General features: G+C 70.9%; 11 protein-coding genes. 9 read left to right on the top strand and 2 right to left on the bottom strand.

The features are described from left to right. Position 1: 1 nt before the first annotated feature. The gene (locus tag NS220_RS10870) at positions 2-910 is read right to left on the bottom strand and encodes a PRD domain-containing protein (RefSeq protein ID WP_058624070.1); all 909 of its coding nucleotides are present in this window, start codon (positions 908-910) and stop codon (positions 2-4) included. Between the two features lie 192 nt (positions 911-1,102). Here NS220_RS10870 and rlmN point away from each other — a divergent pair, with 192 nt between their 5' ends. After that, positions 1,103-2,410, top strand: coding sequence for a 23S rRNA (adenine(2503)-C(2))-methyltransferase RlmN (rlmN, locus tag NS220_RS10875; RefSeq protein ID WP_081323122.1), 1,308 nt, complete (start codon positions 1,103-1,105; stop codon positions 2,408-2,410). A 27-nt stretch (positions 2,411-2,437) separates the two neighbouring features. Here rlmN and NS220_RS10880 read toward each other — a convergent pair whose 3' ends face one another. Further along, positions 2,438-2,917, bottom strand: coding sequence for a hypothetical protein (locus NS220_RS10880; RefSeq protein ID WP_058624071.1), 480 nt, complete (start codon positions 2,915-2,917; stop codon positions 2,438-2,440). A 155-nt stretch (positions 2,918-3,072) separates the two neighbouring features. On the opposite strand from NS220_RS10880, the gene NS220_RS10885 reads away from it, so the two are divergent. From NS220_RS10885 to NS220_RS10920, 8 genes are all read left to right on the top strand, one after another. After that, entirely contained in the window at positions 3,073-3,948 is an 876-nt protein-coding gene (locus NS220_RS10885) for an ABC transporter ATP-binding protein (protein ID WP_058624072.1), read from the top strand. Continuing rightward, a complete protein-coding gene (locus NS220_RS10890; RefSeq protein WP_242864598.1) occupies positions 3,945-4,748 on the top strand; it encodes an ABC transporter permease in 804 nt (267 codons plus the stop codon). The genes NS220_RS10885 and NS220_RS10890 overlap by 4 nt, the downstream gene beginning before the upstream one ends. Further along, a complete protein-coding gene (locus NS220_RS10895; protein WP_058624074.1) occupies positions 4,748-6,019 on the top strand; it encodes a sensor histidine kinase in 1,272 nt (423 codons plus the stop codon). The genes NS220_RS10890 and NS220_RS10895 overlap by 1 nt, the downstream gene beginning before the upstream one ends. Then, entirely contained in the window at positions 6,016-6,636 is a 621-nt protein-coding gene (locus tag NS220_RS10900; protein ID WP_058624075.1) for a response regulator, read from the top strand. Before NS220_RS10895 ends, NS220_RS10900 begins: the two co-directional genes overlap by 4 nt. 174 nt (positions 6,637-6,810) lie before the next feature. Further along, on the top strand, positions 6,811-8,388 hold the full coding sequence (locus tag NS220_RS10905; RefSeq protein WP_058624076.1) for a peptide ABC transporter substrate-binding protein: 1,578 nt from the start codon (positions 6,811-6,813) through the stop codon (positions 8,386-8,388). Positions 8,389-8,448: 60 nt separating this feature from the next. Then, positions 8,449-9,789, top strand: a complete 1,341-nt coding sequence (locus tag NS220_RS10910) for a M14 family zinc carboxypeptidase (protein ID WP_058624077.1) — start codon at positions 8,449-8,451, stop codon at positions 9,787-9,789. Further along, complete coding sequence (locus NS220_RS10915; RefSeq protein WP_058624078.1) at positions 9,786-10,718, top strand: ABC transporter permease; 933 nt, start codon at positions 9,786-9,788, stop codon at positions 10,716-10,718. Before NS220_RS10910 ends, NS220_RS10915 begins: the two co-directional genes overlap by 4 nt. Then, the gene (locus tag NS220_RS10920) at positions 10,711-11,601 is read left to right on the top strand and encodes an ABC transporter permease (protein WP_058624079.1); all 891 of its coding nucleotides are present in this window, start codon (positions 10,711-10,713) and stop codon (positions 11,599-11,601) included. Before NS220_RS10915 ends, NS220_RS10920 begins: the two co-directional genes overlap by 8 nt. The last annotated feature ends 60 nt before the right edge of the window (positions 11,602-11,661 follow it).

Raw genomic sequence — 11,661 nt, forward strand, 5'->3', positions numbered from 1 at the left:
GTCACGGCACCGGCGCGTCGGGTGCGCCGGAATCGTCGGCGCGGCCCATGCTCGTCGCCAGGCGCTCGACGTGCACGGTGAGGTACAGCACCTCTTCGTCGGTCAGCGTCGACCCCGTCGCCGCGAGCACGTAGCCCTTGACGCCCTCGGCGATGCCGAAGGCTCGGGGGTAGCGATGCTTCGCGAACTCGAAGAACGACGAGTCGCCGCTGGTGAGCATCGCGCGGTTGACGAGCCGCTGCAGCAGGAACCGCACGTGCAGGATGAACCGCGCGTAGTCGGGGCTCTCGGTGTCGAGGGAGACTCCGAGACCCGTCTCGACCGTGCGGACGACGTGCTGCACGCGGCGGAACAGCAGCGCCGCGGTGCCGTTCGGCTCGTCGCGCGTCGCGTTGAGCAGGTGCATCGTCAGGAACACGCCCTCCTCGGGCGGGAGCTCACGACCCAGGGATGCCGCGATCGAGGCCGCCATGCGCTCCGCGGCGCGCGACTCGTCGGGGTGCAGGATCCGCAGCTCGGGCATCGAGGTGCCGGGGATGCGGATGCCCTGGTCGAGGCGCTCGACGACGTAGTTCACGTGGTCGATCACGGCGAGCGGCAGACGCCGGCCGAGGTCGCGCCCGAGGTCGCGCTCGGCCTGGTCGACGGCGTGGAGCACAGCCTGCACCAGCGCGTACGGGGCGTCGGTGAGGAGTTTCTGGGCGTGCGCGGTGTCGCTGCCCTGCTCGAGCACGAACGTCTTCTCGACCTTGGCCGGATCGACGCGGCCCTCGTGCTTGAGCTGGAAGCCGATGCCCCGCCCCATGAGCACGCGCTCGCGACCGTCGCCGTCGATCGCCACGACGACGTTGTTGTTCAGCAGCTTCTGCACGCCGCCGGGTGGGAGGGAGACGTCACCGGCACCGGGCATGGGATGCAGTTTAGGGCTGTGCCGCAGGGGCTGCGCGGGCGGCAGCCCGCGGCTCGGGGTGCACGACTCCGCCAAATCGGGGGTTCGGTGCCGCGTGCGCCGCTTCCGAGGCGGACCTGCAGGAGTTGTGCGGCTCCGTGCGCGCCGCCGCGCCCAGCCGCGACGCAGGCGCGCCCCGGTACCCTGGAAACCATGACCGATCAGCCCCCCGTGCGCTCCACCACGCCCCGGCAGGCGCGCCCCGCGGGGGCGCCGGCCGACACCGGCATCCGCGAGACGAAGCCGAAGACCGGACGCCAGGTCCGCCCCGCGACCGAGGGCTGGCAGCAGGCCAAAGACGACACCGGTCGTCCGCTCCTGCAGTTCGCCAGCCCCAAGCGCGGCAAGCCCCCCGTGCACCTCGCCGACATGACCGCCGAGGAGCGCGTCGCGAAGGTGAAGGAGCTCGGCCTTCCCGGCTTCCGCGCGAAGCAGCTCGAGAAGCACTACTTCACGCACTACACGTCCGACCCGGCCGACATGACCGACCTGCCGGCATCCGGTCGCGAAGAACTCGTCGCGGGGATGCTCCCGCCGCTGCTCACCGAGGTGCGCCGGCTCGAGACCGATCGCGGCGACACGATCAAGTTCCTCTGGAAGCTGCACGACGGCGCCCTCGTGGAGTCGGTGCTCATGCGCTACCCCGGCCGCATCACGCTGTGCGTGTCGTCGCAGGCGGGGTGCGGCATGAACTGCCCGTTCTGCGCCACCGGGCAGGCGGGCCTGACCCGCAACATGTCGGCCGCCGAGATCGTCGAGCAGATCGTCCGCGCCAACGCCCTCATCGCCGCCGGCGGTCTGGGCGGCAAGAAGCGCGACGACCACTCGCTCGACAGGGTCTCGAACATCGTCTTCATGGGCATGGGCGAGCCGCTCGCCAACTATGCCCGCGTCATGCAGGCCGTGCGCGTCATGGTCGACAAGGAGCACGGCCTCGGCATGAGCGCTCGCGGCATCACGGTGTCGACGGTCGGTCTGGTCCCGGCTATCAAGAAGCTCGCCGACGAGGACATCCCGGTCACCTTCGCCCTCTCGCTGCACGCGCCCGACGACGGCCTCCGCGACGAGCTCATTCCGGTGAACTCGCGCTGGAAGGTCGACGAGGCCCTGGATGCCGCCCGCGCCTACTTCGACAAGACCGGGCGCCGCGTGTCGATCGAATACGCCCTGATCAAGGACATGAACGATCACGCCTGGCGCGCCGACCTGCTGGCCGACAAGCTCAACGCGCGCGGTCGCGGCTGGGTGCACGTGAACCCCATTCCGCTGAACCCGACCCCGGGCTCGATCTGGACGGCATCCGAGGTGCCCGTGCAGAACGAGTTCGTGCGCCGTCTCAACGACGCCGGGATCCCGACGACCCTGCGCGACACCCGCGGCAAGGAGATCGACGGGGCGTGCGGGCAGCTCGTGGCGACCGAAGAGGACGAGGCGGCCGCCGAGGCGACGCCGGTCGGCTGAGACCCGTCGTCTGAGGTCCGACCGCGCTCAGGACGCGGGCGTCGCCGTCACCCGCGGGCCCGCGAGCACCGAGAGGGTGAACCCCTCGCCTCCCCGGTCGACGAGGGTCAGGGTGACGGGGCTGCTGTCGACCAGGACCGTCTTCACGTCGGTGGTGCGGTCGCCCTCCGAGGTGCGTGCCGCCGCCGGGAACTCGCCGAACCTCTGCTCGACCGCATCGCGGACCGCCTGCGTCGTCTCGGCTCCCCGGTTCGACGCGAGCGTCCACAGTCGGTCGTTCTGCGTCACCGTGAGCCCTTCGACCTGCGCGAGATCGACCCCCTCGAGCTGGGGTACTTCGGTGCGGAAGTCGGCGAGCGTGCGCGATTCGCCCCCGGCCTCGGGGCTCTCGGCCGGAGCGACGGAGGACATCGATTCGTCCTGCGCGCCGGACGACGCCGGAGACCCGCACGAGGTGAGGGCCAGGATGCCGAGGGCGAGAACGCTGATCAGACCGGTGCGACGCATGCCAGCGAGGCTACCCGGCGGCCTCGAGCGGCGATACGGGTTGCGCGGGGTGGCCGACGTGCGGCACCTCTCGCCGACAGCGTCCACTGAACGGTGGATGCCGAGTCCGTCGGCTCGTCGTTCCCGTCGGCCTCCCGCCCGGTCAGACTGAGGGAATGAGCGAACACGTCGTGCGGGTGGAGAACCTGCGCAAGACCTACCGCGGGGGCCTCGAAGCCTTGCGCGGTGTGAGCTTCGATATCCGCCGAGGCGAGACGTTCGCGCTGTTGGGGCCGAACGGTGCGGGCAAAAGCACCGTCATCGAGATCCTCGAGGGTTATCGCGACCGCACGAGCGGCGAGGTGAGCGTGCTCGGCGTCGACCCGCACCGTGGCGGCCTCGACTGGAAGGCCCGCCTCGGGATCGTGCTGCAGAACACCGGCGAAGCTCCGACCGCGACCGTGCGGGAGTTGCTCTCGCACTTCGCCTCGTTCTACCCCCGCCCGCGGGACGTCGACGCGGTGATCGCGGCGGTGGGGCTCGGCGAGAAGGCGAGGGTCTCGGTGCGCAAGCTCTCGGGCGGCCAGCGTCGGCGCGTCGACGTCGCGCTCGGCATCATCGGCCGCCCCGAGTTGCTGTTCCTCGACGAGCCCACGACCGGCTTCGACCCCGAGGTGCGGCGACAGTTCTGGGATCTCATCCGCTCGCTGCAGGACGAGGGCACGACGATCCTGCTCACCACCCACTATCTGGACGAGGCCGCCGAGCTGGCGGAGCGTGCGGCGATCCTCGTCGCCGGGGGCGTGGCATCCGTCGGTCCCATCGACGACCTCGGGGGAGCCGACGCGCGCGTGCCGCTCGTGCGCTGGCGCGAAGGAGGGGCGGTGCGCGAGGAGCGCACAGACGACCCCGGCGCGTTCGTCACGGCCCTTTACGCGCGCGGCGGCGAGCCCGAGCGGCTCGAGGTCGTGCGCCCGAGCCTCGAGGACGTGTACCTGTCGTTCCTCGGTGCGGACGAACGGCGCACGGCAGCGGCCGGAGGAGCATCGTGAGCCGCGTGCTGCGCTTGGGGGCCACGCGCATCGCGTTCGAGGTGCGGGCATACTTCCGCCAGGGCGACTCGGTCTTCTTCACGTTCCTGTTCCCGGTGATGATCCTGCTGATCTTCGCGGTCGCGTTCAGCGGATCGACATTCGGTCCGCCGGGGGCGGAGATCTCCGCCCCCGAGTTCTACCTCCCCGCGATGCTCGCGGCCGGCGTTCTGCTCTCGGGGCTGCAGAACATGGCGGTCGACATCGCGATGGAACGCAGCGACGGCACGTTGAAGCGCCTCGGCGGAACGCCCCTGAGCCCCGTGTCGTACTTCATCGGCAAGCTCGGACAGGTTCTCGTGACCGGCTTCCTGCAGTCGGCGCTGTTGATCGTGGTGGCCGCCGTGTTCTTCCGCGTACCGTTGCCGACCGATCCCGAACGCTGGCTGACGTTCGCCTGGGTGTTCGTGCTCGGGGCGACGACGTGCGCGATCCTCGGCATCGCCCTCTCCGCCGTCCCGCGGACGGGGCGGACGGCCACCGCCGTCGTGGTCCCGATCGTGCTTCTGCTGCAGTTCATCTCGGGCGTCTACATCAACTTCGCGAGTCTGCCCGAGTGGCTGCAGAACGTCGCGAGCGTGTTTCCGCTGAAGTGGCTCGCGCAGGGCTTCCGCTCGGTGTTCCTGCCCGAGGGGTTCGCCGCCGCCGAGCCCTCGGGTTCGTGGGACCACCCCCTGATCCTCCTCGTGACGCTGGGGTGGCTGGTCGTGGGGCTCGCGTTCGTGCGGGCGACGTTCCGCTGGATCAGGAAGGACGCATGATGTCGCAGGCGCGAGTCGCCGCGGCGGTCGGCGACGATCGCGGCGCGCGGAGACGCTCCCGAGCCCTGCCCGCCCGCACCCTCACCGGCCCGCGCGGGACGGATGCCGAGCGCGTCGACGTGCGCGGATGGTCGCTCGCGTACGGGGCCGCGGGTGTCTTGGGGATCGGCATTGTCGTGGTCGGGGCCGGCCTCGGGACGCTGTCGTGGGCGGCGGCCGTCGGAGCCCTGATCGCCGTCGCCGCCCAGGTGGTCATTGTGCTCGTGGCGCTCCCGCGGGTGCTCAGCGACGACGGCGCGCCTGTCCTGGCCACCGTCGTGGCGGTGTCGACCGTGCTGCTCCTGCCCCTCGCGGTGGCGAACGAGGGATGGCTGGCGATGCTGCAGTTCGCCTCGTACCCGCTGCTGTGGGTGATCTCGTCGCGACGGAGGACCGCCATCGCGTGGACCGCCCTGTCGACCGCGCTCGTGCTCGTCGCCCTGGGGTGGGGCGGCGACGTCGACGCGTGGATGCGGGCCACACTCATCCAGGCGACCTCGTTCGCCGGCAGTCTCTGGCTCGGTCTCTGGTTCACCGCGGTGTACCAGCACGCAGCGGAGACACAGGAACTGCTCGATCGACTCACCGCCGCTCAGGACGAGGTCGCCGCCCTGCACCGTGAGGCGGGTGTCCTCGCCGAGCGCGAGCGTCTTGCCGCCGAACTGCACGACACGATCGCTCAGACCCTCGCCGGCACCGTGCTGCTCGCCCAGCGCAGCCGGCGGGAACTCGCCTCGGGGCGGCTCGCCGACGACACGCTCGCCCTGGTCGAGGAGGCCGCGCGCGAGGCGCTCACCGAGACGCGCACTCTCGTGGCCGCCGGCGCCCCGGTCTCGCCCGGCGCGGGACTGGCCGACGCGGTACGGGTGCTCGCGGCCCGCATCGCCCGCGAATCGGGCCGCGACATCGCGGTGCGGGTCGCCGCGGTGGCCGGGCTCGATCGCGAACGAGAGGTGGCTCTGCTGCGCTGCGCGCAAGAGGGGCTCTCGAACGCCCGACGGCACTCCGCGGCGCGGTCGATCGAGGTCGCGCTCGTCGACGTCGACGGCGCGGTCGAACTCCGCGTGACCGACGACGGCGTCGGCTTCGATCCTGCCACCCCCGCGGACGGCTTCGGTCTGGCGGGGCTGCGCGCGCGTCTGCACGGACTCGGCGGCTCGCTCGAGATCGACGGCACCCCGGGGGCGGTCGTCCTGACCGCTCGAGTCCCGCGCGCGGCGGTGGGCGCGTGATCCGCGTGGTGGTCGTGGACGACCACCCCGTCGTGCGGGCCGGACTCACCGGCATCCTGGATGCCGCGGACGACATGGTCGTGGTGGGCGTCGCCGCCGACGGCGTCGAAGCGGTCGACGTCGTCGAACGGGAACGCCCCGACGTCGTGTTGATGGACATGCGCATGCCGCGGCGCTCCGGCGACGAGGCGACGGCCCTGCTGCGCGAGAGCGCGCCGGAGGCGCGGGTGATCGTCCTCACCACCTACGAGAGCGATGACGTCATCGTGCGGGCGATCGCCGCGGGAGCGAGTGGCTACCTCCTCAAGGCCGCGCCCGAGGACGAACTGCTCGCGGGGATCCGCGCCGTCGCGGCGGGGGAGGTCGCGCTGGCCCCGAGCGTCGCCCGCGTCCTGGTCGCTCGCGCCGGACGACCGGTGGAGGCGCCGGTCCTGACCGCCCGCGAGGTCGAGGTTCTGAGCCTGGTGGCCCGGGGTCTCAGCAACCGCGAGATCGGGGTGCACCTGCACCTCGGCGAGGCCACGGTGAAGACGCATCTCCTGAAGACGTTCGCGAAGCTCGACGTCGCCGATCGCACCCGCGCCGTGACGCGGGCGATGGAGCTCGGCATCTTGTGAGACACCGCTCCGCGGGCACGAGAACGGTGTTTCCTTCGGATTAAGTTTTCATCTCTCACTGAAACTTCTGAACGTTTCTCATTGACCGCAGAGCGACAGGGGTGTTCTCTGGGCGCAGTTCCACCTGCATCCCACCCTGGGCGCGGAACGCCGCCCTTTCCCGAGAGGCTCCTGATGAAGAGAAGAATCGCGCTCGCCGTGCTGGTCGCCGGCGCGCTCGCGCTCGCCGGCTGCTCCGGCGGCGGCGGTGGTGACACCGGCTCCACCGATGCATCCATCCGCGTGGCCGTCACCGACCCGCAGCAGCTCATCCCCGGCCGGCAGTCCGTGGCCTACGACTTCAACATGGCCGTCTGGTCGCCGCTGGCCTTCCTGCAGTCCGACGGCACCCTGCAGGACGTCCAGGCCGCGTCCATCGAGTCGGACGACGCCCAGACCTGGACGATCACGCTCCGCGACGGATGGACGTTCCACGACGGGACCCCCGTCACGGCGAAGAGCTACGTCGACTCCTGGAACGCCGTCGCGTATGGACCCAATGCCTTCGAGAACTCGGGGCAGCTGGCATCCATCGTCGGATACACCGACCTGAACCCCGCCGATGGCACGCCCACGACCACCACGATGTCGGGCCTGACCGTCGTCGACGACCTCACCTTCACGGTCAAGCTCGTGAGCCCCGACGGGCAGTTCCCGCTGCAGGTCACGCAGGCCCAGACCGCGTTCTTCCCGATGCCCGAGTCGGCGCTGTCGGACTTCGACGCCTACAACAAGCACCCGGTGGGCAACGGCCCGTTCCAGATGACGGGCGACTACGTCGAGAACGAGCCCATCACGGTGTCGGCCTACGACGGGTTCAAGGGCGAGGCCCCGACCGTGAACCAGATCACCTTCGTTCCCTACACCGATTCCGAGACCGCCTACACCGACGTGCAGGCCGGCAACCTCGACGTCGCTGGAGTTCCCGCGAGCCGTCTCCTCCAGGCCGGAAGCGACTTCGGCGACAGGCTCTACTCGTTCGAGGCCCCCGGCATCTCGTTCCTCGGCCTGCCCCTGTGGAACGCGCAGTACCAGGACGTGCGGGTGCGTCAGGCGCTGTCGATGGCGATCGACCGCCAGACGATCATCGATCGCATCTATGGCGGTACCTACACCCCCGCCACGGCGTGGACGCCCGCGATCGAGCCCGGAACCCCGACGGGCATCTGCGGCAAGTACTGCGAGTACGATCCCGACGCCGCCAAGGCGCTGCTCGCCGAGGCCGGCGGGTTCAGCGGCCCGCTCGAGATCACCTACCCGGGCGGCGGCGGCCTCGACCCGCTCTACGAGGCGATCGCCAACCAGCTGCGCCAGAACCTCGGCATCGACGCGACCGCGACGCCGACCGCCGACTGGGCCGAGTTCCTGCAGAAGCGGACGGATGCCAACCTCACCGGGCCGTTCTTCTCGCGCTGGGGTGCGCTGTACCCGAGCCAGCAGGCGACACTGCGGGTGTTCTTCATCGAGGGCGGCGGCTGCGCCAACTGCATCCCCTTCTACAGCCCCGAGGTCGCCAGCGCGATGCAGACCGCCGACGCCGACCTGGCCGGCGACGGCACGGCCTACGCCGACGTGCAGAGCATCATCCAGAAGGAGTTCCCGGCGGTGCCGCTGTTCAACGAGACGTACTCGTACGTCACCTCCGAGCGCGTCGCCGATCTCGTGAGTTCCCCGGTGGGCAACCCGACCTACCGCGCGATCCACCTGCGCTGACCCCTCGGCCGGCGCGCGGGACCCCCGCCCGCGCGCCGGCCGTCGACCCACGGAATCCCCATGCCTTCACTCACCCTCCCGCAGCCCTCCCTCACCGGCTTCCCCACGGTCGATGCCCTCGAGACGGCCTTCCTCGCCCTGGCCGAGAGCGCGCCGCACCTCGTGCGACGTCGCATCCTGGGATCGTCGCGCCTCGGCGAGCCCATCCCCGTGTACGAGATCGGCGACGGTCCGGCGCACGCCGTCATCGCGGGCGGCGTGCACCCCAACGAGCCGATCGGCTTCCACACCGCTCTCACGCTCGCCGAACAGCTCGTCGAGGACGAGGGGCTGCGTCGAGAGCTGGGGATGACGTTCCACATCGTGCCGTGCATCGACCCGGACGGCACGCGCATGAACGAGGGCTGGTTCGCCTCCCCCGGCGACCGCGGCTCCTACGGGCGGGCCTTCTACCGCCCGGCACCCGACGAGCAGGTCGAGTGGAGCTTCCCTCTCTCCTACAAGAGGCTGCACTTCGACCGGGTACTCCCCGAGACCCGCGCGCTCGCGGATCTGTTCGACGAGGTCGAGCCTGCCCTGTTCGTCGGGCTGCACAACGCCGAGGTCGGCGGGGTCTACTTCTACGTGAACCGCGACGACGACGCGCTCGTCCGGGAGCTGTCGGCGATCCCCGCCCGCCACGGTCTGCCGCTGGACGTCGGCGAACCGGAGTCGCCGGATCTCGTGCGTCTGGGCGACGCCGTGTTCCGCTGCCCCACCGTCGCCGAACGGTACGACTACCTCGAGGGTCTTGGACTCGACCCGCTCGCCGAGGCGTCGGGCGGAGGCTCGGCCGACTATCTGCAGCGTCACGGCACCCTGGTCATGGTCGCCGAGCTCCCGTACTGGACGCACGACGACGTCGTGGACGAGGGGTCGGGCGGGATCTCGTACCGCCGCGTCGTGCAGGACCGCGCCGAGGCGCTGCGGGCGCTCGGCGAGGCCCTCGGAGGCGCGCTGTCGCGGGTCGACGCGCACCTGACGATCCCGAGCCCGATGCTGCGCGGCGCGAGGGCCTTCGCCCCGCTCATGACGGCGCTCGCCGATGCGGAGAGCGAGCGGGCACGGCGCCTGGTCCTCGACCGCATCGCGACGCGGGCGGAGGTGTTCTCGAACGAGGATGCCGTGCGGTCCTTCCGTTTGCGGTTCGGGGGCATGCTCCTGCGGGCACTCGAGGTGGAGTGCGCGGCGGGGGTCGCCCACGACACGGTCCGCCGGGAGCGCGACTCGTTCCGCCGCGTGTACGAGGAGTGGGTCGCCGAGGCGGAACGTGTGCCTCTTCGTGCGCTGCCCCTCGCGGACCTTGTCGGTGTGCAGCTCGACGCCGTCCTCGCGGCCGCCCGCGCGGCGGTGACCGCGTGAGGTTCGCGCGCGCCGCGGGCGCCCGACTGATCGAGGTCGGCATCGTCTTCCTCGGTGTCACCTTCATCATCTACGCGATGGTCTGGGCGCTCCCGGGCGACCCGATCGCGGCTCTGGGCGGCGATCGTCCGCTTCCGGCCGCCGTCGTCGCCGAACTGCGCCGGCAGTTCCACCTCGACGACCCGCTTCTCCTGCAGTATCTGCGCTACCTCGGCGGGCTGTTCACGGGTGACCTGGGCACCACCTTCGACGGCGTCCCGGTCGCCGACCGCATGTCGGCGCGCTGGCCGGTGACGATCACGCTGGCGATCACGGCATGGGTGATCGAGGTCGTGCTCGGCGTGCTCCTGGGCCTGGTGGCGGGGCTGCGCAAGAACAGCTGGATCGACCGCGGCGTGCTCTTGACGACGATCCTCGCGACGTCGATCCCCATCTTCGTCGTCGCCGTCGGCGCCCAGCTGATCTTCGGACTCCAGCTGAAGTGGCTGCCCATCGCGGGGACGACGGCGGGATGGCCGACCGCGTACATCCTGCCGGCGGCCGTCATCGCGATCTTCGGTCTCGCCGCGATCGCGCGCCTCATGCGCGGCAGCGTCATCGACACCCTCCAATCCGACTTCGTGCGGACGCTGCGGGCCAAGGGGGTGCCGCGTCGGACGATCGTCGGCACGCACGTGATGCGCAATTCCGTGGCCCCCGTGCTCACCTTCGTCGCCATCGACCTGGGGTACCTCCTGGGCGGCGCGGTCGTGGTGGAGGGCGTCTTCAACCTCCCCGGTATCGGACAGCTGCTCTTCACCGCCATCCGCACGCACGAGGGCCCGACCGTGGTGGGGGTCGGCACGACGCTGATCCTCATCTTCCTGGCGCTGAGCCTGCTGGTCGACCTCGTCAACTCCGCCCTCGACCCGAGGATCCGCCATGTCTGAGATGATCGCCGCCACCGCGCCCGATGCGCCGACCCTCGTCGATCGCGGCCTGTGGTCGGTCCTGCGCCGCCGCGTGACCTTCTGGGCACCGGTCATCGTGCTGGCCGTCCTGGCGCTGATCGCCCTGCTGCCCGGTCCCATCGCGATGCTCTTCGGCGGGGGCGACCCCCGCGCCTGCGACCTCGTCGACAGCGCTCTGCCGCCCGGCCCGGGGCACCCCTTCGGAACCGACCTGCAGGGCTGCGACATCTACGCCAACGTCGTCTTCGGCACGCGCACCTCGCTGTCGATCGGACTGCTGACCACCGCGCTGTGCCTGGTCGTCGCGATCGTGCTCGGCACCATCGCCGGCTACGCGGGAGGCATCCTGGACACCGTCATCTCGCGCCTGACGGACGTGTTCCTCGGCTTCCCGTTCATCCTCGGCGCGATCATCGTGCTCAACAGCCTCGGCAAGCCCGACCCCGTCCTCGTGTCGCTCGTGCTCGCGTTCTTCTCGTGGCCCACGATGGCGCGTCTCGTGCGCGGCGCCGTGCGCAGCGTGCGCGGCAACGACTACGTGCGCGCCGCGTCGGTGATCGGGCTCTCGCACGTGCAGATCGTCCTCCGGCACGTCCTGCCCAATGCGATCGGCCCCGTGCTGGCGATCGCGGCGACCTTCGTGGGCAGCGTCATCGTCGCCGAGTCGACGCTGACCTTCCTGGGCGTGGGGCTGCGCGCCCCCACGATCTCGTGGGGTCTGCAGCTGGCGAACGCGCAGTCGTACGTCGGCACGGCCCCGCATATGCTCCTGTTCCCCGCGCTCTTCCTCAGCATCACCGTGCTCGCGCTCATCACTCTGGGCGACACCGTGCGCGACGCCCTCGACCCGAAAGGACGCTGACCGTGTCGACCCCTCCCTCCACTCCCGCCGCGACGCTCACCGACGCCACCGCCCCGGACG

It is taken from the genome of Microbacterium testaceum (assembly GCF_001476655.1).
GTDB classification, from domain to species: Bacteria; Actinomycetota; Actinomycetes; order Actinomycetales; family Microbacteriaceae; genus Microbacterium; species Microbacterium testaceum_C.

Coding starts and splice junctions, on each gene's coding strand:
- NS220_RS10870 (WP_058624070.1), bottom strand. CDS start 910: ATGCCCGGTGCCGGTGACGTCTCCCTCCCACCCGGCGGCGTGCAGAAG.
- rlmN (WP_081323122.1), top strand. CDS start 1,103: ATGACCGATCAGCCCCCCGTGCGCTCCACCACGCCCCGGCAGGCGCGC.
- NS220_RS10880 (WP_058624071.1), bottom strand. CDS start 2,917: ATGCGTCGCACCGGTCTGATCAGCGTTCTCGCCCTCGGCATCCTGGCC.
- NS220_RS10885 (WP_058624072.1), top strand. CDS start 3,073: ATGAGCGAACACGTCGTGCGGGTGGAGAACCTGCGCAAGACCTACCGC.
- NS220_RS10895 (WP_058624074.1), top strand. CDS start 4,748: ATGTCGCAGGCGCGAGTCGCCGCGGCGGTCGGCGACGATCGCGGCGCG.
- NS220_RS10905 (WP_058624076.1), top strand. CDS start 6,811: ATGAAGAGAAGAATCGCGCTCGCCGTGCTGGTCGCCGGCGCGCTCGCG.
- NS220_RS10910 (WP_058624077.1), top strand. CDS start 8,449: ATGCCTTCACTCACCCTCCCGCAGCCCTCCCTCACCGGCTTCCCCACG.
- NS220_RS10920 (WP_058624079.1), top strand. CDS start 10,711: ATGTCTGAGATGATCGCCGCCACCGCGCCCGATGCGCCGACCCTCGTC.